At 65.8% G+C, this 24018-nt stretch carries 25 protein-coding genes; 17 read left to right on the top strand and 8 right to left on the bottom strand.

Translation table 11 applies throughout. The features are described from left to right. The first annotated feature begins 1 nt into the window (after position 1). The 4 genes from SLQ31_RS08830 to SLQ31_RS08845 all read left to right on the top strand — a co-directional run bounded on the left by SLQ31_RS08830 (position 2) and on the right by SLQ31_RS08845 (position 3985). Positions 2-814, top strand: coding sequence for a mycofactocin-coupled SDR family oxidoreductase (locus tag SLQ31_RS08830; protein WP_319431521.1), 813 nt, complete (start codon positions 2-4; stop codon positions 812-814). Then, positions 811-1614, top strand: a complete 804-nt coding sequence (locus SLQ31_RS08835; protein WP_319431522.1) for a carboxymuconolactone decarboxylase family protein — start codon at positions 811-813, stop codon at positions 1612-1614. Before SLQ31_RS08830 ends, SLQ31_RS08835 begins: the two co-directional genes overlap by 4 nt. Then, entirely contained in the window at positions 1611-3053 is a 1443-nt protein-coding gene (locus tag SLQ31_RS08840) for an aldehyde dehydrogenase family protein (protein WP_319431524.1), read from the top strand. Before SLQ31_RS08835 ends, SLQ31_RS08840 begins: the two co-directional genes overlap by 4 nt. Before the next feature lie 92 nt (positions 3054-3145). Further along, complete coding sequence (locus tag SLQ31_RS08845; protein ID WP_319431526.1) at positions 3146-3985, top strand: mycofactocin-coupled SDR family oxidoreductase; 840 nt, start codon at positions 3146-3148, stop codon at positions 3983-3985. On the opposite strand, the gene SLQ31_RS08850 is transcribed toward SLQ31_RS08845, so the two are convergent. After that, positions 3978-4577 carry a helix-turn-helix domain-containing protein gene (locus SLQ31_RS08850; RefSeq protein WP_319431527.1) on the bottom strand — a complete coding sequence of 200 codons (600 nt, stop codon included), beginning with the start codon at positions 4575-4577 and terminating at the stop codon, positions 3978-3980. The genes SLQ31_RS08845 and SLQ31_RS08850 overlap by 8 nt on opposite strands. Before the next feature lie 147 nt (positions 4578-4724). On the opposite strand from SLQ31_RS08850, the gene SLQ31_RS08855 reads away from it, so the two are divergent. From SLQ31_RS08855 to SLQ31_RS08870, 4 genes are read left to right on the top strand one after another with little or no spacing between them, the layout of a single operon-like run. Further along, a complete protein-coding gene (locus SLQ31_RS08855; RefSeq protein WP_319431528.1) occupies positions 4725-4940 on the top strand; it encodes a ferredoxin in 216 nt (71 codons plus the stop codon). After that, a complete protein-coding gene (locus SLQ31_RS08860; RefSeq protein WP_319431529.1) occupies positions 4937-6217 on the top strand; it encodes a cytochrome P450 in 1281 nt (426 codons plus the stop codon). Before SLQ31_RS08855 ends, SLQ31_RS08860 begins: the two co-directional genes overlap by 4 nt. Beyond that, entirely contained in the window at positions 6214-6912 is a 699-nt protein-coding gene (locus SLQ31_RS08865; protein ID WP_319431530.1) for an FMN-binding negative transcriptional regulator, read from the top strand. Before SLQ31_RS08860 ends, SLQ31_RS08865 begins: the two co-directional genes overlap by 4 nt. A 40-nt stretch (positions 6913-6952) precedes the next feature. Continuing rightward, complete coding sequence (locus tag SLQ31_RS08870; protein WP_319431531.1) at positions 6953-9232, top strand: molybdopterin-dependent oxidoreductase; 2280 nt, start codon at positions 6953-6955, stop codon at positions 9230-9232. A gap of 3 nt (positions 9233-9235) precedes the next feature. On the opposite strand, the gene SLQ31_RS08875 is transcribed toward SLQ31_RS08870, so the two are convergent. Continuing rightward, positions 9236-9568 (bottom strand): MarR family winged helix-turn-helix transcriptional regulator, encoded by a 333-nt coding sequence (locus SLQ31_RS08875; RefSeq protein ID WP_319431532.1) that lies wholly within the window; start codon positions 9566-9568, stop codon positions 9236-9238. 213 nt (positions 9569-9781) lie between these two features. Between SLQ31_RS08875 and SLQ31_RS08880 the strand changes: the two genes are divergently transcribed. Further along, positions 9782-10633 carry an oxidoreductase gene (locus SLQ31_RS08880; RefSeq protein WP_319431533.1) on the top strand — a complete coding sequence of 284 codons (852 nt, stop codon included), beginning with the start codon at positions 9782-9784 and terminating at the stop codon, positions 10631-10633. 10 nt (positions 10634-10643) lie between these two features. Here SLQ31_RS08880 and SLQ31_RS08885 read toward each other — a convergent pair whose 3' ends face one another. Continuing rightward, on the bottom strand, positions 10644-11858 hold the full coding sequence (locus SLQ31_RS08885; RefSeq protein ID WP_319431534.1) for an acyl-CoA dehydrogenase family protein: 1215 nt from the start codon (positions 11856-11858) through the stop codon (positions 10644-10646). Positions 11859-11890: 32 nt separating this feature from the next. Further along, entirely contained in the window at positions 11891-13273 is a 1383-nt protein-coding gene (locus SLQ31_RS08890; protein ID WP_319431535.1) for an acyl-CoA dehydrogenase family protein, read from the bottom strand. Between the two features lie 215 nt (positions 13274-13488). Between SLQ31_RS08890 and SLQ31_RS08895 the strand changes: the two genes are divergently transcribed. Further along, positions 13489-14727: a cytochrome P450 gene (locus SLQ31_RS08895; protein WP_319431536.1), complete on the top strand. Its 1239-nt coding sequence runs from the start codon at positions 13489-13491 to the stop codon at positions 14725-14727. Here the strand turns inward: SLQ31_RS08895 and hisN are convergent. Continuing rightward, a complete protein-coding gene (gene hisN / locus SLQ31_RS08900) occupies positions 14724-15518 on the bottom strand; it encodes a histidinol-phosphatase (protein ID WP_319431537.1) in 795 nt (264 codons plus the stop codon). The two genes, SLQ31_RS08895 and hisN, sit on opposite strands and share 4 nt — an antisense overlap. 88 nt (positions 15519-15606) lie before the next feature. On the opposite strand from hisN, the gene SLQ31_RS08905 reads away from it, so the two are divergent. Beyond that, complete coding sequence (locus SLQ31_RS08905) at positions 15607-15963, top strand: hypothetical protein (RefSeq protein WP_319431538.1); 357 nt, start codon at positions 15607-15609, stop codon at positions 15961-15963. Between the two features lie 13 nt (positions 15964-15976). On the opposite strand, the gene SLQ31_RS08910 is transcribed toward SLQ31_RS08905, so the two are convergent. Beyond that, on the bottom strand, positions 15977-16525 hold the full coding sequence (locus tag SLQ31_RS08910; RefSeq protein WP_319431539.1) for a TetR/AcrR family transcriptional regulator: 549 nt from the start codon (positions 16523-16525) through the stop codon (positions 15977-15979). Between the two features lie 84 nt (positions 16526-16609). Between SLQ31_RS08910 and SLQ31_RS08915 the strand changes: the two genes are divergently transcribed. After that, entirely contained in the window at positions 16610-17806 is a 1197-nt protein-coding gene (locus SLQ31_RS08915) for an MFS transporter (RefSeq protein ID WP_319431540.1), read from the top strand. A 3-nt stretch (positions 17807-17809) separates the two neighbouring features. On the opposite strand, the gene SLQ31_RS08920 is transcribed toward SLQ31_RS08915, so the two are convergent. Further along, positions 17810-19177, bottom strand: a complete 1368-nt coding sequence (locus SLQ31_RS08920) for an FAD-dependent oxidoreductase (protein ID WP_319431541.1) — start codon at positions 19175-19177, stop codon at positions 17810-17812. A 196-nt stretch (positions 19178-19373) separates the two neighbouring features. On the opposite strand from SLQ31_RS08920, the gene prfB reads away from it, so the two are divergent. Together prfB and SLQ31_RS08930 are read left to right on the top strand one after the other, a co-directional pair. Beyond that, positions 19374-20489, top strand: a complete 1116-nt coding sequence (gene prfB, locus SLQ31_RS08925; RefSeq protein ID WP_319431542.1) for a peptide chain release factor 2 — start codon at positions 19374-19376, stop codon at positions 20487-20489. After that, entirely contained in the window at positions 20479-21447 is a 969-nt protein-coding gene (locus SLQ31_RS08930; RefSeq protein WP_319431544.1) for a mechanosensitive ion channel family protein, read from the top strand. Before prfB ends, SLQ31_RS08930 begins: the two co-directional genes overlap by 11 nt. Before the next feature lie 124 nt (positions 21448-21571). Here SLQ31_RS08930 and SLQ31_RS08935 read toward each other — a convergent pair whose 3' ends face one another. Beyond that, positions 21572-21889 (bottom strand): hypothetical protein, encoded by a 318-nt coding sequence (locus SLQ31_RS08935; protein WP_319431546.1) that lies wholly within the window; start codon positions 21887-21889, stop codon positions 21572-21574. 52 nt (positions 21890-21941) lie between these two features. On the opposite strand from SLQ31_RS08935, the gene ftsE reads away from it, so the two are divergent. Genes ftsE through smpB form a run of 3 tightly spaced genes read left to right on the top strand, consistent with a single transcriptional unit; the run spans position 21942 to position 24016 of the window. After that, positions 21942-22631 carry a cell division ATP-binding protein FtsE gene (ftsE, locus tag SLQ31_RS08940; protein WP_319432965.1) on the top strand — a complete coding sequence of 230 codons (690 nt, stop codon included), beginning with the start codon at positions 21942-21944 and terminating at the stop codon, positions 22629-22631. Then, on the top strand, positions 22632-23528 hold the full coding sequence (gene ftsX, locus SLQ31_RS08945; protein ID WP_319431548.1) for a permease-like cell division protein FtsX: 897 nt from the start codon (positions 22632-22634) through the stop codon (positions 23526-23528). Positions 23529-23530: 2 nt separating this feature from the next. Continuing rightward, on the top strand, positions 23531-24016 hold the full coding sequence (smpB, locus tag SLQ31_RS08950; protein ID WP_319431550.1) for an SsrA-binding protein SmpB: 486 nt from the start codon (positions 23531-23533) through the stop codon (positions 24014-24016). The last annotated feature ends 2 nt before the right edge of the window (positions 24017-24018 follow it).

Below are 24018 nucleotides of genomic sequence, written 5' to 3' on the forward strand. Positions count from 1 at the left end.
CGTGAGACAAACAACTGGACGGGTCGCCGGCAAGCGAGTTTTGGTCACGGGTGCCGCCCGCGGAATGGGCCGCAGCCATGCCGTGCGGCTGGCGGAAGAAGGTGCCGACCTGATACTGGTCGACATCTGCGAATCACTGCCGGAGGTGGAGTATCCGCTGGCAACCCGAGAAGAGCTGGAAGAGACCGCACGGCTGGTCGGGCTGCACAACCGCCGAGCGGTCAGCCACGTGGTCGACGTCCGTGACGCCTCCGCCTTGGCCGCGGCGGTCAACGACGGCGTCGACCAGCTCGGCGGCCTCGACGCGGCGGTGTCCAACGCGGGAGTGCTGACGGTGGGGGCCTGGGACGCTACGACGCCGGAGCAATGGCGAACAGTGTTGGACGTCAACCTCATCGGAACGTGGAACACTTGTGCGGCGGCGCTGCCACACTTGGTCACTCGTGGCGGGAGCCTGGTCAACATCAGCTCGGCGGCGGGGTTGAAGGGTACGCCGTTGCATCTTCCGTATACGGCCGCCAAACATGGTGTCGTCGGGCTGAGTCGAGCGCTGGCCAACGAGCTTGCCGCGGTGAGTGTTCGGGTCAACACCGTGCACCCGACCGGGGTCGAGACGGGTATGCGCCCCGAGTCGCTACACCGAGTGCTCGGCGAAGGCCGGCCCGACCTCGTCCCGATCTTCCTGAACGCGTTGCCTGTCGTGATGGTCGAAGCGATCGACATCAGCAATGCCGTCCTGTACCTGATCTCCGATGAGTCCCGTTACGTGACGGGCACCGAACTCAAGGTCGATGCCGGGGTCACCATCCGATGAGTGACAGCGACAGGCGTGAGCGCGGCAGGCAGTCGTTCGCCGATGTGATGACCTTTCCCGCGCCGCAGGATGACACGCCTGCGGCCACCGGGCTGATCGACTTCGTGTACGGCGAGATCTGGTCACGTCCGCTGCTGAGCCGTCGCGACCGGCGGTTCGTCACCCTGGCGTGTGTGGCGGCGGCCGATGCCGAGGCGCCGTTGCGTGACCATGTGTATGCCGCCCTTAACAGCGGCGATGTGTCCATCGGTGAGATGCGGGAAACGGTACTGCATTTCGCGGTGTACGCGGGGTGGCCCAAGGCGTCGTGGTTCAACATGGTCGTTGACGAGCAATGGGAGCGGATCCATCGGGACCGCGGGCAGGGTCTACCGCCACCGGACCCGCTGCTGCCGCTGATCACCCCCAGTGACCCCGAGATCCGGTTGTTGGTCGGAGAGCAGTCATTCAAAGACATCAACTGCATTCCGTTCGCCCCGACGCGTGATAACCCGTATTCCGGTGCGGGCATTTTGAACTTCGTCTTCGGCGAGATGTGGCTTCGTCCCGGTTTGGGCATGAAGGAACGTCGGCTCATCACCGTGGCATGTGTGGCGTTTCAGGACACGCTGATACCTATCATCAGCCATGTATACGCCGCGTTGAAGAGTCGGGACGTTTCCTTCGACGAGATGGACGAGTTGGCACTGCATTTCGCCGCGTATTACGGCTGGCCCAAGGCGTCGCACCTCAACCAGGTCGTCGACGAGCAGCAGCAGCGAGTCCTCGAGGAGTGGCGCAGCGAAGCGGGCGCATCGTGATTCCCCCTGTGGGGCCGCTGATCGACGGCGAGCGGATCACGTTCTCCTCGGCGGGCACCCACGACCACATCTATCCCGCCACCGGGCAGCCAAACGTGGTTGTCGCGCTGGCCGGCCCGCAGGAGATCGACCGCGCAGTCGCCAGCAGCCGGCAGGCGCAGCGGGCCTGGATGTCGTTGACGGTAGACCGGCGTCGCGACCTGCTCATCGACCTGGCCGACCTTGTCCACGAACATCTGGACGAGCTTGCCGAGCTCAACGTCCACGATTACGCCGTGCCGATCTCCTTCGCCGGGACGGCCGTGCTGCTGGAACGCTTCCTGCGCCATTTCGCCGGCTACGTCGACAAGCCGCACGGTGCCAGCACACCGGTCAACGGGTCGTTCGACATCAACCTGATCGAACGCGAGCCCTACGGTGTCGTGGCCGTCATCGCACCGTGGAACGGTGCGCTGGCCGTCGCGGCCTCCTGTGTGGCACCCGCACTCGCCGCCGGAAACGCGGTCGTGTTCAAGCCTTCTGAGCTCGCGCCTCTGGCGGCTCTCCGATTCGGCGAGCTGTGTCTACAGGCGGGACTGCCGCCCGGCCTGGTCAATGTGGTCCCCGCGGGGGCCGAAGGTGGCGATGCGTTGGCGCGCCATCCGGACATCCGCAAGGTTCACTTCACCGGCAGCGGTGCTACTGCTCGTAAGGTCATCGCCGCGGCTACAACAAATCTGACACCGGTGGTGGCGGAGTTGGGCGGAAAATCGGCCAACATCATCTTCGACGATGCCGACGTGCAGGCCGCCGCAACGCTCTCGGCTCACCAGGGTCCCCTGATGCAATCCGGTCAGAGCTGTGCCTGTGCCAGCCGGATCCTGGTGCAGCAGTCGGTGTACGACGATTTCGTGGACGTGTTCCTCGCCCGCATTGCGGAGGCGAAGATCGGTGACCCGCTCGATCCTGCTGTCTCGTTCGGGCCGGTGATCGGTCAGGCAGCGCTGGATCGGATCCTGACGGTGGTCGGCGATGCCGTCGACAGGGGGAGTGGTCGGCTGCTCGCAGGGGGCGGGCGCATCGGTGGTGACTTGGCGCAGGGCTACTACATCGAGCCGACCGTGTTTGGTGATGTCGACAACTCTTCGGCACTGGCGCAGGTCGAGACGTTCGGACCGGTGGTGTCGGTGATCAAATTTCGCGACGCCGATGAGGCTGTCTCTATCGCCAACGACAGTCCCTACGGGCTCAACGCTTTCGTGCACACCCGCGATCTCGTTCGCGCCCACGGCGTGGCACGACGACTCGAGTCCGGATCGGTGTGGGTCAACACGTTCAGCGACATGGCGCCGCAAGGACCCTATGGCGGCTACAAACAAAGTGGTTTCGGCCGTACCGGCGGCATCGAGGGTTTGCACGAGTTCCTTCAGGTCAAGAACATTCGCATCGGGATGCACTAACCGCCTACTCGATGGTTGACATGAGGCCTCGAGACTGCGACAGTTTTGATCGATCGATCAAATTGTGATCACGGTATCGGAGGCGAGAATCTATGACTGGACGAGTTGAAGGCAAGGTCGCTTTCATCACCGGTGCAGCGCGCGGCCAGGGCCGCAGTCACGCAGTTCGGTTGGCACAGGAGGGTGCCGACATCATCGCTGTCGATGTGTGCAGGCGCATCAGCAGCAACGACGACATTCCTGCGCCCACACCCGACGACCTGGCCGAGACCGCGGATCTGGTCAAGGGTCTCAACCGCCGGATTGTGACCGCTGAGGTCGATGTCCGTGACTATGACGCGTTGAAAGCCGCTGTCGACAGCGGGGTGGAGCAACTTGGCCGGTTGGATGTCATCGTGGCCAACGCCGGTATCGGCAACGGCGGTCAGACGCTCGATCAAACCAGCGAGTCAGACTGGACGGACATGATCGACGTCAACCTCTCCGGCGTCTGGAAGACGGTGAAAGCCGCGGTGCCGCATCTGATCTCGGCCGGCAGGGGCGGATCGATCATCCTCACCAGCTCGGTCGGCGGACTGAAGGCGTACGCGCACACCGGACATTACATCGCGGCCAAGCATGGCGTGGTGGGGCTGATGCGAACCTTCGCCGTCGAGCTGGGACACCAGTCCATCCGAGTGAATTCGGTACATCCCACCAACGTCAACACCCCGCTGTTCATGAACGAGGGCACGATGAAGCTCTTCCGTCCGGACCTGGAGAATCCGGGGCCTGACGATATGGCTGTAGTGGCCCAGATGATGCACGTACTTCCGATCGGCTGGGTCGAGCCGGTCGACATCAGTAATGCGGTGCTGTTCTTGGCTTCTGACGAGGCCCGCTATGTCACCGGCCTGACGATGACCGTGGACGGTGGGAGCATGCTCAAGTAGCTTGCGCCTGCTCGGTGGGGGCGAACCGGTTCAGGAAGCGGTCTACCAGCTCTCGCATCTCCTTATGACCCTCGGTCATCCCGATGGCGCTCTCGTTGCCCAGGCTGCGGGCGATCTGTGCAACGAGCATCGAGATTGCCACGGGCGGATACTCGTTCAGATCGAGGCCCTGTGAGCGCAGCGCGACTGTGGCGGCAGCGGTTTCGATATCGCGAACGCGTTCAGCGTAGGACTTGAGCTCGGCGCTGATCATCTTGCGATGGTTGGCCAGTGCGACGAACTCTGCGTACAAGGCCGTCCAGCGCGGATCGGTATTGATGGACCACATGGCTCGCAACGGTTCATCGGCGGTGATCGCCTGGCGCATCCGGGCCAGCGAGGCCTCGGCGCCCAGTCGCATTACCGCGACAAACAGGTCATCCATCGCTGGAAAGTAGTAGTACACGAGGGCGGACCGGACCCCGGCGCGCGCCGACACGCGCCGGGACGTCGCGGCGGCGTACCCCTCCTCGAGCATGATCTGAGCGGTCGCCTCCATCAGGCGTTCACGCGCGCCGGCATCTTTCTCTTTGGTCTTTGCGGTCGATGCCATAGCGGTCATCCTCTCAGGACCCATCCTCGCTTGGCTAGACGATGCCCCGGCCCACCTGTTGACCCCCGATTTCCGCCCGTGGTAAAAATGTCCGGACGCAAAAATTGATCGATCGATCAAAATCGATTCACGACACGGAGGGGCTCAATGACGGCGGCTCGATGGCGCGTACAGGTGGACCGGACCTTGTGCGAGGGCCATGCCCTGTGCGTCGAGCTCGCCGCTGAAGTCTTCGATGTCGATTCCAGCGACCAGGCCACGAGCGTCGCATCGCCCGCGGACGAGATGCGTGAGCGGGTCGAGGCCGCGGTGGCCGCCTGCCCTCGCCAAGCCATCAGCATCGTGAAAGGCCCCCAACAATGACCGATTTCGCGACAACGGACTACTTCTCCGACCCGGGCATTGCCCAGGACCCCTACGACTACCTGGACTACCTGCGCGCGCAAAACCCGGTGTTCCGCGAGCCCAACTACGGAGTCGTTGCGGTCACGGGATACGAAGAGTCCGTCGCGGCATTCAAGGACTACGAGACATTTTCGGCGGTGAACGCCATCGGCGGGCCATTCCCACCGCTGCCATTCGTCCCCGAGGGCGACGACATCTCCGAGCAGATCGACGCCCACCGACACCTCTTCCCCATCAACGAAATGATGGTGGTGATGGATCCGCCCGAACACACCCGCGCCCGCTCACTGCTGAGCCGACTGTTGACGCCCGCTCGGCTGAAGGAAAACGAAGACTTCATGTGGGAGCTGGCCGATCGCCAACTCGACGAATTCATCGCCAACGGCAGATGCGAACTACTGGGCGAGTACGGCAAGCCCTTTGCCACGTTGGTGATCGCCGACCTGCTGGGCGTGCCCGCCGGGGACCGCGGGGAGTTCCGCCAGAGTCTCGGGGCGGGCAGGGAACCGGGAAGTGCTGTCGGCGCACTGGATCACACACCCGTCGCCGTAAACCCCCTGGAGTGGCTGGACGGCAAGTTCACCGGCTATATCGATGAGCGGCGCCTGCGACCGCGTGCGGACATCCTGAGTTCGCTTGCGACGGCGACGTATCCCGACGGCACGACACCGCAGACCGTCGACGTCGTCCGCGCGGCGACTTTCTTGTTCGCAGCCGGACAGGAAACTGTGGTCAAGCTGCTCAGCGCCTCGACGAGAGTGCTGGCCGAGCGCCCCGACCTTCAGGACAAGCTGCGAGCGGACCGTAGCCTTATCGGCAACTTCATCGAGGAGTCGCTGCGCATCGAGAGCCCGACAAAGGTCGACTTCCGGCTCGCGCGCAAGACCACCAAGCTCGGCGGCGTCGACATCAAGGCCGGAACCGTAGTGATGCTGTGCCTCGGCGCCGCTAACCGTGACCCCCGCAAGTTCGAGCGGCCCGACGAATTCATGCTCGACCGCAAGAACGTTCGGGAGCACATCACGTTCGGCCGTGGCATCCACACCTGCGCCGGTGCTCCTCTGGCCCGTGTCGAGGCCAAAGTCACGCTAAACCGGCTGCTGGACCGGATGACCGACATCGCCATCGACGACATCCACCATGGTCCGGCCGGTGACCGTCGTTACCGCTACGAGCCGACGTTCCTGCTGCGCGGCCTGAGCGAACTGCATCTCACCTATAAACCCATTGCGTGAGCAGCCAACCCCAGGAAGCATTGACCGGCATGTTGATCCATCCCTGGGATGCCGCGCGTGATGCCACCGAATGGCAGGACTGGCTGGCGACGACCGATCGGTTCGGGGTGCTTGCGGTCAACAATGTGGACGCCGGTCAAGCCCCACTGCTGGTGCCCACCCACTTCACGCTGGCCGGCGAGGAGCTGCTGATCCATCTGGCGCGGCCCAACCCGGTCTGGCCGCACCTGGAAGCCGCCGCCGAAGTGCGGCTGGCCGTGATCGGCGACTACGCCTACATCCCGACGTACTGGCGGGCCAAGGCGGGCGGTCCCGACGAGGACGGTGTGCCCACCAGCTACTACTCGTCTGTTCAATTCGTCTGCCGCCCAACGGTTGTCGACGATCCGCAGGGCAAGGTCGAGATCCTGAAGACCCAGCTCGGCGACTTCCAGCCCGAGGGTCGTCATGCCGAGGTCGCCGTCGGGGAGGACCCGTACGGCCGGATGCTGCCGGGTATCCGTGGCGTGCGGCTCGCGGTGGTGCGGGTGGAGGCCAAGTTCAAATACGACGACGCCAATCCCGTCGAGCATCGGCAGCGGGTCATCGGCAATCTCGAGGAGCGTGACCGTGGCCTCGACGCGGGGACCGCCGCCCAGCAGCGGCGACGTCTGTCGGCCATGGGTGAGTGGCGCACCCGTCGAGAGCAGCCCTGACCCATTGTGCTGGCCGTTGCGGCCTGCCTAATATGGACAGGTGTCCAGACAGCCGTCGGATAGTGCTCTCGACTCCCACCGGGTGACGTGCCCGCTGTGCGAGGCCATGTGCGGCCTTCGGGTGACGGTCGACGGCGACCGGGTCACCGATATCCGCGGCAATCCCGACGACGTGTGGTCGGCAGGGCATCTGTGCCCCAAGGGGACCGCCCTCGGTCAGATCCACGACGACCCGGACCGGCTGCGATCACCGATGATCAAGCAAGCCAACGGAACTCACATCCCGGTCTCCTGGGAGGAGGCGTTCGCCGAGGCGGAGCGGGTCTTGCGGCCGGTGCTCGACAGCGACGGCGCCCAGGCGATCACGGTGTACGTGGGCAATCCGGTGGCGCACAACTTGGGCCTCAGCTCCTATATCGGCGCCCTGGTCGGAATGGCCTCCGCGGCCGGGATGGGCGCCTATTACTCGCCGGGCACCGTCGACCAATGGCCGCTCAACGTGGTCGGGACCTTGCTGTTCGGCGGGATGTGGAACGCGCCGATCCCCGACCTGGCGCGCACCGACCACCTGGTGGTCATCGGGGCCAATCCGGCGGCCTCGCAGGGCTCGATGCTCTCGGCGCCCAACGTCACGGGCCTTCTCGCCGATATCCGCAAGCGCGGCGGCCGGGTGGTGGTCATCGATCCCCGGCGCACCGAGACCGCCCAGCGGGCCGGCGAATGGGTGCCGATCCGGCCGGGCACCGACGCGCTGGTGTTGTTCGCGCTGCTGCGGACGCTCGCCGCCGACGGCCTACTGCGCGCCCATCCGCACCTGGACGGTCGGGTCCAGGGGCTCGACGACGTGATCGCCCTGGCCGAACCGTTCACCCCCGAGGCCGTCGCAGGACCAAGCGGGATCCCGGCTGCGACGATCCGCCAACTGGCCCACGATCTCGCATCAGCGTCGAATCCGGTGCTCTACAGCCGGATCGGAGCCTGCACCCAGGAATTCGGCACGCTGGCAACCTGGTTGGTGTTCGTCCTCAACACCGCGCTCGGGGCTGTCGATCGCCGCGGCGGTGCCGTGTTCCCCACTCCGGCGGTGTACTCGCCGATGTTCATGAAGCCACCGGACCAGACCGGCCCGCGTTGGGAATTCGGCCGTTTCACCTCACGAGTGCGTGGCATCGGTGAGGTGCTCAGTCAGTTTCCGGTGAGCTGCCTGGCCGAGGAGATCCTCACCCCGGGGGAGGGCCGGATTCGCGCGATGATCGCAGTCGCGGGAAATCCGGCGATCTCGGCGCCCGCAGCGGGCCGCGTCGACGAAGCGCTGGCATCGCTGGATGCCCTGATCTGCGTGGACAATTGGCTCAACGAAACCACCCGGCACGCGCACGTCATCTTTCCTGGACTCTCACCGCTGGAACGCCCGCACGCCGACGACCTCTACTGGATGTACGCCATCGCGTCCTGTCTGAAGTGGTCGGAGCCACTCTTCGCTCCCGACCCGGGGCGACCGGCCGAATGGGAAGTACTCCTACGGCTTTCGGGTGCCGTACTGGGTACGCCGGTGCCCGATGTCGACCTCGTCGCGATGGACGACCTGTACACCGGTGGCCTGGTCGCCACCATGTGCGCTCAGCCGGGCACGCCGCTGACCGGGCGCGATCCCGTCGACGTCATGGGTGCACTGAAAGGCCAAGGACCCGAGCGAATTTACGATCTCTACGTCCGGTTGGGGCCATGGGGTGACGGGTTGGGCACCAACCCGGGCGGCCTGACTCTCGACGATGTCCGCGCCCAGCCCGATGGCCTGCGGCTGGGGGAGCTGCAGGGCGGGCGGCTCGACCTGGCGGTCACGACGCCGTCGGGGGCCATCGAACTGGTGCATGACCTCTTCGTCGACGATGTGCCGCGGTTGCGGGCGAGACTGGACCGCTGCGAGGAGTCGCTACTGCTGACCAGCCGGCGGCATCTGCGGTCGAACAACTCGTGGTTGCACAATGTGCCGTCGCTGATGCGTGGCCGCGACCGGTGCACGTTGCTCATCCATCCGGACGACGCGCGGCGGGCCGGGCTCGGCGACGGCGATGTCGCCGAGGTCAGCACGTCGGAGGGCAAGGTGTCGGTGCCGGTGGAAGTCAGTGACGAGATGATGCCCGGTGTGGTGTCGTTGCCGCACGGCTGGGGCCACGGTGTGCCGGGCAGCCGGCTCGGCGTCGCCAATGCGCATCCCGGCGTCAACTCGAACCTGCTCAATCCGCCGGATCTGCTTGACGTGCCCAGCAATACCCAGGTGGTCAACGGGGTGCCCTGCCAGGTTCGTGCGACGGGCTGACCGTTAGTCGCCGACCGAGTCGGCCAGGCGGTGCAGCAGCTCGGTGAGGACCAGTTGCTCTTTGGCGGACAGGATCGAAAACAACTCGTGCGCGGCGGCGGTGTAGGCGGTCGCCCAGGTTTCGGCCTGACGACGCCCCGTGGTGGTCGTCTGTAGCAAGGTGACTCGGCGATCGGAGTCGTCGGCGAAGCGCTCGACGAGACCCTCGCGGGCGAGCGCGTCGATCAGGGTCGACGCGGTGCCCTGGGTGATGCCGACCGCGCGGGCGAGGTCAGTCAGTCGGACCGGTCCGCACCGGTTCACCTCGAATAGGACCTTCGAGCGGGGGGTAGACACCCCGTGGTCACCAAGTCGATCGTCGAGCGCGCGGACGAGGGTCTTACCGGCGCGGCCGAACGCGTCGGCGAGTTCGACGGCCCGCTGCGGGGATTCGGCGCCGTGTGCTGGGCTTGGAATGTGGCTTCACCTCCCTGGGTTGACAGGAAGCGTATCGCGGCCGCAAGATAGTTTGACATCAAACAATTTGACCTCAATGCGAATGGAGCATCCATGACACGCTTTCCGCTGGCCGGCTACAACGTCCACCGCGTTGGATTCGGCGCCATGCAGCTCCCCGGCCCGGGTGTGTTTGGGCCACCGAAGGACCACGACCAGGCACTGGCCGTCTTGCGCCGGGCTGTCGAAGCCGGTGTCGACCACATCGACACCTCGCAGTTCTACGGACCCGACGTGGCCAACGAGCTGATCCGCGAGGCGCTGTACCCCTATTCCGACAGCCTGGCGCTGGTGAGCAAGGTCGGCGCCCGCCGCGACGACCAGGGGGCGTGGCTGCCCGACGCCGAACCCCACCGGTTGCGTGCGGGCATCGAGGAGAACCTGCGCACCCTCGGCGTCGAACGGCTGGCCGCGGTCAACCTGCGGGTGATGGAGTCCGAACCCGATGCGTTGTTCACCGACCAGCTCGGGGCGATGATCACGGCCCGCGACGAGGGCCTGATCGCCGGAATCGGGCTGAGCAACGTCAGCCACGAGCAACTGCTGCATGCCCTCGAGATCACCGACATCGTGTGCGTGCAGAACCCGTTCAACCTCGTGGACCGCACGTCGCAGCCCGTGCTCGACGAGTGCATCGCCCGCGGTATCGCGTTCGTGCCGTTCTTCCCGCTCGGCTCGGCGTTCCATGAGGTGAATCCGGTGCTGACGCACCCGCTCATCTCCGGCGCCGCCAGCAGGCTGGGTTACACCCCGGCGCAGATCGCGCTGGCGTGGACGCTGGGTGTTGCGGACAACGTCCTGCTCATCCCCGGCACGTCATCGCTGGGCCACCTGGAGGAAAACCTCGCGGTCGCCGACATCGAACTCGACGAGGAGACTCAGCGCGAGCTGAACGCCATTGGCTGACTTAGCCTGATTACTTCAGTTCGGTCGACGACAGCCCGAGCAACCGGCGGGCCACCACCAGCTGCTGGATCTGCTGGGTGCCTTCGAAGATGTCGAGGATCTTCGAGTCGCGGGCCCACTTCTCCAGCAGGGTCTGCTCGGAATAACCTGCGGTCCCAGCCAATTCGACGGCCTTGAGGGTGATGTCGCTGGCCACTCGGGCGGCCTTGGCCTTGCCCATCGACGCTTCCTTGGAGTTCGGGATCGCGTTGTCGGCTTGCCACGCAGATCGCACCGTCAGCAGGTAGCCGGCCTCCCAATCAGCTTCCATGCGAAGGAATTCCGCGGCGGGCGCGCTCTGAGCATGGGCGGGTTTGTCGTAGTCGATCTCCACGCCCGCCTCGGTGAGGATCGTGCGGAGTGCCTCGAGCGCCGCTCGGGCCACCCCGACGGCCATCGCCGCCACGATCGGCCGGGTGTTGTCGAAGGTCTCCATGACCCCGGCAAATCCCTTGTCCACGTGGATCTCCGGGTCGCCGAGCAGGTTCTCTTTGGGAATGCGGGCGTTGTCGAACCGGATCACCGCGGTGTCGGAGGCTTTGATGCCGAGCTTGTGCTCGAGACGCTCGACGGTGACGCCGGGGTGCTCGCGCGGGACGATGAACGACTTGATGGCCGCGCGGCCCTTGGACTTGTCCAGCGTCGCCCACACCACGATATGGGTGGCCCGGGATCCGGCGGTGACGAAGATCTTCTCACCGTTGATCACGTACTCGTCGCCGTCGAGGACTGCTGTCGTGGATACCGCCGCCGAGTCGGAGCCGAATGACGGCTCGGTGATCGCCATTGCGGCCCAGACGTTTTTGCCCAGCCGCGCCAACTGCTCGTCGGTGGCCACCCCCGAGATGGCGGCGTTGCCCAAGCCCTGGCGGGGTACCGACAACAACAGCGCGATATCGCCCCAGGAAATCTCGAGCGCATTGAGCAACGCGGACATGTTGCCGCCGTTGATGTTTCCCTTTGGCCCGTCGTCGCTGTCCCGGAAGGCCTCCGTGCCGGCGAACGAAATCGTGTTTGCCTCCGAGATGCCCTCGAACAGCGTGGCCAGGGTGTCCAGCTCCACGGGGTAGGCGTGCTCGGCGACGTCGTACTTGCGCGAGATCGGCCGCAACATCTCCGCGGCACCCTGGTGCGCCTTCTCGATCACGGCTTCCAGCTTGGGCGGCAGTTCGAGATTGATTGCCATGGCAGTCTTTTCCGTTCGTTAGCCGGTGACGTTTACAGGACGACAACACCCTCGGCGACGCCGATGGCCCGCAGATCGCGGTACCAGCGCTCGACCGGGTGTTCCTTGGTGTAGCCGTGACCTCCGAGCAATTGCACACCGTCCAAGCCGATCTGCATGCCCTTGTCGGTGCCGAGCTTCTTGGCCAGTGCGGCCTCACGCGCGAACGGCAGGCCGCGCTCTGCGCGGGCGGCGCCGCGCCAGGTGATCAGCCGCAGGCCGTCGAGCTCGATGGCGATATTGGCGCACATGAACGCTACCGCCTGCCGGCGGGCGATGGGCTCGCCGAATGCTTCGCGTTCCTTGATGTACGGAATGACGTAGTCGAGTACCGCGTGTGAGGTGCCGACCGCCAGTGCGGCCCAGCCCAAGCGCGACAACGCGATTGCTTCGGAATAGTCCGAATCCGTTGCGCCGTCCTCGCCCAGGCGTGCCGACACCGGCACCGTCACGTTGTCCAGTACCACCTGGCCCAGCGCGGCAGCGCGGATCCCCATGCTGGGATCGGCTTTCACCGAAACGCCGGCAGTGGCGGCCTCGACGATGAACAGGGCCGGCTTGCCATTGAGTTGCGCTGCGACAATGAACAATTCGGCGTCGGCGGCGGCCGGCACCAGCGACTTGACTCCGTCGAGGCGATAGCCGCTAGGGGTGCGCACCGCGGTGGTCTTCAGTGCGGTCGGGTCGAATAAGGCGTGCGGTTCGGCGATCGCCACGCAGGCTTGCGGCACGTTGTCGCCGGCGAAGTCAGTGAGATAGGTGGCCTGCTGGTCGGCGCTGCCCCAGTGCGTCAATGCTGAGGCGACGCCGCCGGGTGCCAGGATCGGCAGCGCCAGGCCCATGTCGCCATAGGCGAGCGCCTCGGCCACCAGGGCGTTGGTGACCGTGGTGCGCTGCTCGGCGATACCGTCGAAGTCCTCGGGGATATTGATCGCGGTGATCCCGAGTTCGGCGGCCTTGGCGATGAGGCCCGGGGGATAGGTCGCCGCCTCGTCGGCGTCGTGAGCGGCCGGGCGCAGAATCTCCTCGGCGAACTCGTCGACCGTCGCGACGATCATCTTCTGATCGTCATCGGGGGTGAGGTCGAAATAGTCGGCGCCACTTGGCCGCAGCCGGGTCGGGGCTTTGCCGACGCCTTGGACCCTCTTGAATTGCCTGGTGGCCGCGCCTGCGGTCGAGAACACCTGTTTGACACCGTATTTCAGGCCGCGGTTGAACGGGTCGCGCAGGTGGTAGCGGTCCAGGAAGTCCTGTCCGACTAGCGGGGTGACGATCGCCAGTGCGATATCGGTGATGGACCGCTTGTGCTTGAACTGCCCGACCGCGCTGTCGCGGGCCCGGGCGCTCGTGGATGTGGGCGGAAGAGTCTTGGTCATTTTCGTCAGCCTCGTCGACGGTGGGCGGTGCTGGTCAGATCACGCTGAACCTATCTTACTCCAAAGTAAGGTCGATCCCGGACCGGTTGGCGTCCCCGGGTTTTGTTGAGTGAGTCACATAAGTCCGGATATCGGGTAGCGGGCTACTCGCATTCCCGCCGCATCGCCGTTCGAGACTCAGCGGAGGAGATATCCGAGCAGGTCTGGGGGTTGACATGACCATCACAATCGACGCGCCGCGAATGCCGAATGTGTTCGACGCCGGCTTGCCGGCCATCGACTACGACACTGTGACGGACCCGGCCGAGGCGATGGCGATGTTGATGCGAGCGCGCGAACGGGCTCCCATCGCGATCGGCCCGCATGGTCCGGAACTGCTGACCTACGAGATCGTCCACGACGCACTGCGCGATCACAGATTTCGCGTGCCGCAAGGGATGTTTCTTGCGTCCCAGGGGATCACCTCGGGTCCGTTGTGGGACAGGGTCGTCGCCACGATCATCAACATGGACGGTGACGAGCACCATCGACTACGCCGACTGGTGTGCAAGGCGTTCACGCCAAGGGCGACCGCGAGGCTGCGCACCACGGTCACCGATGTCATCAACGGACTGGTCGACCGTTGCGCCACCGACGGCCGATGCGACGTGGTTGCCGATATCGCCCGGCATTACCCAATTCCGATCATCTGCGCTCTGCTCGGCGCCCCAGCCGGGGACTGGGAGCAGTTCGCGACGTGGACCGACGCCTTCTTCAAGGCGTTCAGCTGGAACGTCGCGGATGAGATGCCGTCGATCCTGGCCGCCTGGGACGAATTGGACAGCTATGTCGACGAGATGGTCGCCGAACGACGGCACCGGCTCACCGACGATCTGGTCTCGGATCTGATCCGGGCCGAAGACGATGGGGATCGTCTCACCATCGAGGAACTGCGGATGTTGGTGGCCGGGCTCCTGATGGCGGGTACCGACACCACCCGAAACCAGCTCGCCGCGTCGGTGTCCGTCTTGTGTGACCATCCCGACCAATGGGCGCTGTTGGGGCGGCAGCCGGAACTCGCCGCGAACGCGGTGGAGGAGACGATGCGCCATTCGCCGATCGTGTTCGGCACGCTACGCACCGTGGTCGAGGACGTCGATGTCGCCGGATATGTCATCCCGGCGGGGACGTTGGTCATCCTCAATTCTGCTGCCGCCAACCGTGATTCGGGCGTGTGCGATGAGCCGGGTCGCCTGGATATCACGCGGACTGCCGCGCTGCCGATGCAAACCTTCGGCGGTGGCATGCATTACTGCGTCGGGGCCAACCTTGCCCGCCTCGAACTGACTGAAGCGCTCACGGTGATGGCGCGACGGATGCCCAACATTCGGCGTGCCGGCCCCGCGCCGTGGAAACCGCTCAGCGGACTGAGCGGACCCGCGACCCTGCCCGTCGCATTCGCTGCCGGGTACTAACGCCCAGCCAGGCTCGCCAGCGTCGCGTCGTGCAGCAGTCCGTTGGTGGCCACGGCGTGCCCGCCGTGCGGACCGGGCTGGCCGTTCAGGTTGGTGAAGGTGCCGCCGGCCTCGCGGACCAGGATGTCGAGCGGGGCCAGGTCCCACAGCTTGACCTCCGGCTCGGCGACCACGTCGACGGCTCCCTCGGCGACCAGGCAGTAGGAGAAGAAGTCGCCGTAGGCGCGCACCCGCCACACCGCGTCGGTCAGCTCGATGAACTGCTCGCGCAGGCCCAGGTCGGCCCACCCCGACAGGCTGGAGAACGAGAGGCTGGCAGAGCCCAGGTCGGCGACTCCCGACACCGCAAGTTTGCGTGCCGGTCCGCCGCCGGTGCTGGCGAAGGCGCCGAGTTCGCGGCCGGCCCACCAGCGCCGGTTCAACGCCGGGGCGCTGACCACGCCCACGGTCGGCACGCCGTCCTCGAGCAGCGCGATCAGGCTCGCCCACACTGGCACGCCGCGCACGAAGTTCTTGGTTCCGTCGATCGGGTCGATCACCCACTGCCGGCCGTGGAAGGCGGCCGTCCCGCCGTACTCCTCGCCGAGGACGGCGTCGTCGGGGCGTTCACGCGACAGGATCGCCCGTAGCTCGGCCTCGACAGCTTGGTCGGCGTCGGTGACCGGCGTCAGGTCGGGTTTGGTCTCGATCCGCAGATCCAGGGCGCCGAATCGGTCGAGGGTGATCGCGTCGGCGCGGTTGGCGAGTTCTACCGCTACCGAGAGGTCTGCCTGTACACCGTGGCCGCTCATGCCGTGCCCTCGCAGGCTCGGGTCCGGCATGTCCGCTGTTGATTCGCTCCGCAAGCGTCGCTCATGGCAGCAGTCCTACCATGGCCGCATGTGGGAATTCGTGGTGATACTGGTCATCGTCGGTGCGCTGGTCCTCGTTCTGGCCCCGCGCATCATGGGGCGCCGCGGCCCACGCGGTGAGATGGCACAGGGCACGCTGCTGGTGACCGGGGTGAGCCCGCGCCCGGACGCCACCGGTTCGCAGTACGTCACGATCAGCGGCGTCATCAACGGCCCGACCGTCAACGAGCACGTGGTCTATCAGCGGATGGCCGTCGACGTGAACAGCTGGCCGACCATGGGGCAACTGATTCCGGTGGCGTATTCGCCGAAGAATCCTGACAACTGGTACTTCGCGCCGGGCGACGCGCCAGGTCGGCGGGTCGATCCACACATCCCCTATTGACGTGCGGCGCGGGTCAAGGCCGCGGCGCGTCCGCGCACTGGTCGATGATGCGGTCGATCACCGCGAGTAGGCCCTCGTCGAGTTCGGTTCGCGGCTGGCCGCCGAGCGCGCTGAACAGCGCGTGGTGGTAGAGGCCGTCGCCGATCAACTTGACGGTGCGCGCGACGTCACGGTCGCCGAGCGCCTCGGTCAGCACGCTCAGCCATTGGTCGGAAATCGTCTCGATCGCCGCACGGGCTCGCGCATCGCCGGCCTGCTGCAGCCGGGCCACCGCGACCAGGGTGCGATCTAACGGGGTGTTCGCGTAATGCGAGGTGCGGATGTAATGCCGTGCGGGTCCGTCTGGCGCGTTGCGCATTTTCTGAACGTCGTCGCCCGCCAGGGCGATCAATCGATCACACAGCGCCTCGGCGAGCTGATCCTTGGCGGGGAAGTGGTAGAGCAGGCCGCCCTTGGACACCCCCGCGCGTGCCGCGACCGCGTCCAGCGTGGCGTGGCGTTCGCCATCGACGGCCAGCGCGTCGGCGTAGGCATCGAGAATGCGCTCACGCGAGGTCGTCATCCGCCGAGTTTATCGGTTTCCCACTGTACCGTCTGGACGGTACAGTGGAGGAAAGCTCTAGAACCGATTGAGGAAGTGATAACCGTGCGTGCCTACGTTGAGCTCGTTCGGGTTCCGGGCGTGGTCAATGTGACCGCCTCGCAGCTGTTTGCGCGGTTGCCGCTGGGCATGCTGTCGCTGGCGATCCTGTTGCACGTGCAGGCCCGTACCGGGTCCTATGCGGTGGCGGGGGCGGTGGTCGCCTTCACCAGCGTCGGCGAAGCGGTGGCCATGCCGATGACGGCGCGTCTGCTCGGCCGGATCGGGATGGTGCCGACCCTGGTGTCCGCCGCCTTGATCAACGGCGTCAGCATGCTGGCGCTGGCGTTCATCCACGTCCCCACGTCGTACCTGATGGTGTTGGGGTTCCTGATCGGTGCGTCGGTGCCGCCGCTGTTGCCCGCGGTCCGTGCGCTCTACCCGCAGATGGTGCCCGGTGAGGGGTTGCGTGCGTTGTTCGCACTCGATACCACTGCTCAGGAACTGATCTGGGTGATCGGCCCGGTGGCCGCCACGTTCCTCGCGTCCGCGATCTCGACCTCGATCCCGCTGCTGTTTTCCGCGGCGGTGACGGTGGTGGGGACTGTCTGGTTCCTGCTCAGCGCGCACCAGTTTCGGCCGCGAATCGTCAGTAGCGCGGTCGCGTTCGGCAAGGTCCTGGCGAATCGTGCCGTAATTCTGGCGATGGCCGCCAGCCTCGCGCTGGTCGCATCGTTCACCGCGCTGGAAGTCGGTGTGCTCGCCCTATTCGGCAACCACAACCTCTCGGCCGGCATCGCGCTCGCGGCAACCGGTCTTGGCTCGTTGCTCGGTGGCGTGTTGTTCGGGCATCGGCACTTGGGCGTGCGCGGTCTGGCGTTGTCGATGGCGGTCGTCGCCGCAGGCACGGTGCTGTTCGGGCTGGTCAACGGGTACGTTCTGCAACTTGCCGCGTTGTTCGCGTCGGGGCTGGGTTTCGCGCCCGCACTGGCCACGCTGTACGTGATGGTGTCGCATGAGATCGCCGCGCACGCCACCGCCGAGGCGTTCGGGTGGCTCAACAGCGGCGCGCTTGTCGGCGGCGCACTGGGCACGGCGCTCGGTGGTGTGGTCGCGGACAGTTACAGCCCGTTCGCGGTCGTCATGGTCTCGGCCGCGTTGGCCCTGGCCGCCGCGTGCACTCCGCTCATCGCTCGCACTGCCGGTCCGGTGAGCGGCCTGTCCCGCGAGCGGGAGCCGGTCACGGTGACCTGCGAGGTCTGATCGCTACCCGTGCCCGATCCGCAGTAGCTCGGCGACGTTGGCGACCTTCACCCGCGGCCGCCCGTGCGGTTCGCCGGCGCCGCGCTCGTGGGCGTCGATGAGCTGCCAGTGGTCGTCGGTCACCAGCTTCGGCTGTCGGTCCACCAGCCACCGGACCAGCTCGTCGGCGTAGTCGGGTCCGACCTCGGCCAGCTGCGCGCCGTCCAGGTCGGCCAGCAGGGTGTCGACGGTGTCCTGGGAGTCCTTCTTGTTCGTGCCGATGATTCCCGACGGGCCGCGCTTGATCCAGCCGACGACGTATTCGTTGGGCCTGCCGGCGATACGGCCGTCCTCGTGCGGGATGGTGCCGGCACCTTCGTCGAACGGCAGGCCGGGGACCGGGATGCCCTTGTAACCGACCGCGCGCACCACGAGCTGGACGGGGAGCGCCTCGCGTTCACCGGTGTCCTTGGCGACCACCCGTCCGCTCTCGTCGGAGACCAGCTCGTTGCGGCCCAGCACGATCTCTTCCACCCGCTCGTCGCCGTGGATCTCGATCGGCGACGTCTGGAATCGGAACACGATCCGCCGATGCCCCGCGGTGTGCTCCCGCCCGGCGTAGGCGCGCAGCACCTTGATGTTGGCCTTGGCGATCTTGCCTGCGGCTTCGGCGTCCTCGTCGGAGATGGTGGCCAGGTCCGCGGGATCCACCACCACGTCGACACCTTCCAGCTCGCCGAGTTCACGCATCTCCAGGGTCGTGATCGCGGACTGCAGCGGTCCGCGACGGCCCAGGATCACCACTTCCTCGACACCCCGGTCGTGCAGCGACTGCAATGCGTGGTCGGCGATGTCGGTGTTGGCCAGCACGTCGGGGTCGGTCACCAGGATGCGGGCGACGTCGATGGCGACGTTGCCGTTCCCCACCACAACAGCGCGACCGCTCGAAATGTCGGGCATCATCTCCTCGAAGTGCGGGTGTGCGTTGTACCAGCCGACGAAGTCGACGGCGGCCACACTGCCTGCCAATTCCTCGCCGGGGATGCGCAACGCCCGGTCGGACTGGGCGCCAACGGCATAGACCACGGCGTCGTAATGCTCGGCAAGCTCCGCGGACTGGACGTCTTTGCCCACGGTGATGTTGCCGAAGAAGCGGAACCGCGGATCGTTCGCCGTCTTCTCGAAGGTCTTGCTGATCGATTTGATCTTCGGATGGTCCGGCGCCACTCCGGAGCGCACCAAACCCCAGGGGGTAGGCAGCATCTCGAGCATGTCGACGTGCACATCCGGTCCGCCGCCGGGGACGGCACCGTCCGCGAACTTCAGCAGCGACGCCGCCGCGAAGTATCCCGAGGGTCCTGCACCGACGATCGCGACATAGTAAGGACGCATTCTCGCGCTTTCTGTCCGGACTCGGCCGCGCGCAAGGGGCTGTCGCGTCGCAGCCGAGAAGCGCCGCAAGGGGCTGCGCGGCGCACAATCCTGGTTACGAATGTGATGTTAGACGCGCGATCGGCTCAACCACCCCAGAAGTCCCAGCAGCCGCCGCGGATAACAACGTGTCGCGACGCCGGTACCCTGAGAACCCGTGGACCTCGATCGTCAGTCAGATATCGCCGCCCTCGATTCCACCTTGACGACGGTGGAACGAGTGCTCGACGTCGATGGTCTGCGCGCCAAGATCGAGAAGCTCGAGCACGAGGCCGCCGATCCGAATCTGTGGAACGACCAGAGCCATGCCCAGAGCGTCACCAGTGAGCTCTCCCATGCCCAGGGCGAGTTGCGTCGAGTCGAAGGCCTACGAGGGCGCCTCGACGACCTGCCGGTGCTCTACGAGATGGCCGACGAAGAAGAGGGCGCGGGCGCCGCGGATGCTCTCGCCGAAGCCGACGCCGAGCTGAAGTCGCTGCAGGCCGACGTCGAGGCCATCGAGGTCCGGACCCTGCTGTCCGGTGAGTACGACGAGCGCGAGGCGCTGGTGACCATCCGCTCCGGCGCCGGTGGCGTCGACGCCGCCGACTGGGCCGAGATGCTGATGCGGATGTACATCCGCTGGGCCGAGCAGCACAAGTACCCCGTCGAGGTGTACGACACCTCCTACGCCGAAGAGGCCGGCATCAAGAGCGCGACGTTCGCGGTGCACGCCCCGTACGCCTACGGCACGCTGTCGGTCGAACAGGGCACCCACCGGCTGGTGCGGATCAGCCCGTTCGACAACCAGAACCGCCGTCAGACGTCGTTCGCCGACGTCGAGGTGCTTCCTGTCACCGAGACCACCGACCACATCGACATACCCGAGCAGGATGTGCGCGTGGACGTCTACCGGTCCAGCGGCCCCGGCGGTCAGTCGGTCAACACCACCGACTCGGCGGTTCGACTCACGCACATCCCCACCGGCATCGTCGTGACCTGCCAGAACGAGAAGTCGCAGCTGCAGAACAAGGTGTCTGCGATGCGCGTCCTGCAGGCCAAGCTCATGGACCGCAAACGCCTGGAAGAGCGCGCCGAGATGGACGCCCTCAAGGGTGATGGCGGCAGCTCCTGGGGCAATCAGATGCGCTCCTACGTTCTGCACCCCTATCAAATGGTCAAGGACCTGCGCACCGAATACGAGGTCGGCAGCCCTGCGGCGGTACTGGATGGGGACATCGACGGATTCCTGGAAGCGGGGATCCGGTGGCGCAACCGACCAGATGACGACTAACCTCCTGGCGCTTCCGTTCGCCGATCGCTGGCATGACTTCTGGCATGGCACGATCGGCGAGTGGATCCTGACCAGGGGTCTGCGGATCACCCTGCTGGTCCTCGGCGGCCTGCTGGCGGCCCGGTTCATCAACTGGTCGGCACAGAAGATCTCCCGGCGCATCGACGCCGACTTCCGGGAGAGCGACGCACTGGTCCGCTCGGAAAGCGCCAAACACCGCCAGGCCGTCGCGTCGGTCATCTCCTATGTGGCGATCGCACTGCTTGGCGTCATGGTGGTGGTGGAGGTCACCGATATCCTCGCGGTTCCGGTCAGCTCGCTGGTGGCGCCCGCGGCGGTTCTGGGTGCGGCACTGGGCTTCGGCGCTCAACGCATCGTGCAGGACCTGCTCTCAGGGTTCTTCATCATCACCGAAAAGCAGTACGGCTTCGGCGATCTGGTGTCGCTGACGGTGGCCGGTATCGCCAAGGAGGCGACGGGCACCGTCGAGGACGTCACGCTGCGGGTGACCAAGCTGCGCTCGTCGGAGGGCGAAGTGCTCACCATCCCCAACGGGCAGATCGTCAAGACCCAGAACTTGTCCAAGGACTGGGCGCGGGCCGTCATCGACATCCCGGTGCCGACCACCGCCGACCTCAACCGGGTGAACGAGGTCCTGCACGGGGTGTCCGAAAAGGCAATCGCGGACCCCGGGCTCAAGGACCTTCTTCTGGACGCCCCGCAGCTGATGGGAGTGGAAAGCATCGAACTCGACACCGTCAACCTGCGCATGGTGGCGCGCACGCTGCCCGGCAAGCAGTTCGAGGTCGGCCGCAAACTTCGCGTGCTGGTGATCGCCGCACTGATGCGCGCCGGCATCGCCAGCCCGTCGGACGGCTCGCCGATGGTCGAGGCCATCGTCCACCCGGCCACGGCGGGCGGTGCCGAAGGTAACCAGGGGCCGGTGACGCCGACGTGAAGCTGACGCCGACGCGCAGAGAGGGCCGCGGCTGGCCCCACTACATCCTGTGGGGACGGGTTCGCACCTCCACCGCCACGCTGCTGGCCGCGTTCGTCGCGGTCTGGTGGCTGTATGCGACCTATCAGCCCGAGTCGGCGGCCCCGGAGGCGCCGGCCACCCAGATGGTGCCGCCGGGCTTCGTCCCCGATCCCTCGTATACGTGGGTGCCGCGCACGGAAGTCCGGGATCGGACCCCAACCACCAGGACGACGACGCCGACGACCACAACGACGACGGAGACGACGACGACATCGGAGACGTCCCCAACGTCGCCCACATCGCCGACCTCGCCCACAACCACGACGCCGACGGCGCCTGCGCCGTTCCAAATACCTGGGCTGCCGACACCGACACCCACGCCGATTCCGTCACCGGCGCCGGGGCAGGGGCCGATGCTCACGCCCGCGGCGCCGACGCAGTAATCGGGCGGACGGCTACACTGGCGTGCCGTGATGATCACCCTTGACCATGTGAGTAAGCAGTACAAGTCGTCGGCACGGCCTGCCCTCGACAATGTCAGCGTCAAGATCGACAAGGGTGAGTTCGTCTTCCTCATCGGCCCGTCGGGTTCGGGCAAGTCGACGTTCATGCGGCTGCTGCTGGCTGAGGACAGCCCGACCTCCGGTGAGCTCCAGGTGTCGAAGTTCCACGTCAACAAGCTCTCGGGCCGGCACGTCCCCAAGCTGCGCCAGGTGATCGGCTGCGTGTTTCAGGACTTCCGGCTGCTGCAGCAGAAGACCGTGTTCGAGAACGTGGCTTTCGCACTCGAGGTGATCGGTAAGAAGCCCGACACCATCAACCGGGTGGTGCCCGAGGTGCTGGAGATGGTGGGTCTTTCGGGTAAAGCCAACCGGCTGCCCGCCGAGTTGTCCGGCGGTGAGCAGCAGCGGGTGGCGATCGCGCGGGCGTTCGTCAACCGCCCGTTGGTGCTGCTGGCCGACGAGCCCACCGGAAACCTGGACCCGGAGACCAGCAAGGACATCATGGACCTGCTCGAACGGATCAACCGGACGGGCACCACAGTGGTGATGGCCACCCACGACCACCACATCGTCGACTCCATGCGCCAGCGTGTGGTGGAGCTGTCCTTGGGCAGGCTCGTCCGCGATGAGAAGCGTGGTATCTACGGAATGGATCGTTAAGTGCGCTTCGGCTTCCTGATCAACGAGGTCCTCACCGGACTTCGCCGCAACGTCACCATGACCGTGGCGATGATCCTGACCACGGCGATCTCGCTCGGCTTGTTCGGTGGCGGTCTGCTGGTGCTGCGGATGGCCGAGCAGTCGCGCCATATCTATCTCGACCGGGTCGAGAGCCAGGTTTTTCTGACCGACGACATCTCGTCCAACGACCAGACCTGTGACGGCGATTTGTGTAAGGCGTTGCGCGCCAAGATCGAGGCGCGTAACGACGTCAAATCCGTGCGATTCCTCAACCAGACGGACGCCTACAACTTCGCGCTGGTGAAGCTCCCGCAACTCGCCAAGGACGCCACGAAGGACAAGTTCCCGGCGTCGTTCATCGTCAAGCTCGACAACCCGGACCAGCACGAGGATTTCGACAAGGCGATGCAGGGCCAGCCCGGTGTGCGCGGCATCCTCAACCAGAAGGACCTGATCGATCGTCTGTTCGCGGTGCTCGACGCGTTGTCCGCCGTCACGTTCGCGATCGCGGTGGTGCAGGCAATCGGCGCGGTTCTGTTGATCGCCAACATGGTTCAAGTGGCGGCCTACACCAGGCGTACCGAGATCGGCATCATGCGGATGGTGGGTGCGACCCGTTGGTACACCCAGCTGCCGTTCCTGTTGGAAGCCATGCTGGCGGCGTTCATCGGTGTCGTGATCGCGGTGGTCGGGCTGGTACTGGTGCAGGCGTTCTTCTTGGATGACGCACTCAAACAGTTCTATGCGGCGAATCTGGTCGCCCGCGTGGATTGGCGGGACATCGCCGTCTATGTCGCGCCGTGGATGACCGGGGTCGGTCTGGCGATGTCGGGGCTCACCGCGTACGTCACGCTGCGCCTGTACGTGCGGAAGTAGCCGTGCCCAAGAAAGACAACAACCCGGATCGCAAGATCGTCGCCACCAATCGCAAGGCACGGCACAACTATTCGATCCTCGATACCTTCGAGGCCGGTGTCGTGTTGCAGGGCACCGAGGTCAAGAGCCTGCGCGAGGGCCACGCCTCAATGGCCGACGCGTTCGCCACCATCGATGACGGCGAGATCTGGCTGCGCAACCTGCACATCCCGGAATATCACCACGGCACATGGACCAACCACACGCCGCGGCGCAATCGCAAGCTGCTGTTGCACCGAAGCCAGATCGACACGTTGATCGGCAAGATCCGCGACGGCAACCTGACCTTGGTGCCGCTGTCGCTGTACTTCACCGACGGCAAGGTCAAAGTCGAGCTGGCGTTGGCGCGCGGTAAGCAGGCACACGACAAGCGGCAGGATCTGGCTCGCCGCGACGCCGAACGTGAAGTGATCCGGGAACTCGGCCGGCGGGCCAAGGGCAAGTCCTGATC

This window comes from Mycobacterium sp. RTGN5 (genome assembly GCF_033804465.1).
Classification (GTDB): domain Bacteria; phylum Actinomycetota; class Actinomycetes; order Mycobacteriales; family Mycobacteriaceae; genus Mycobacterium.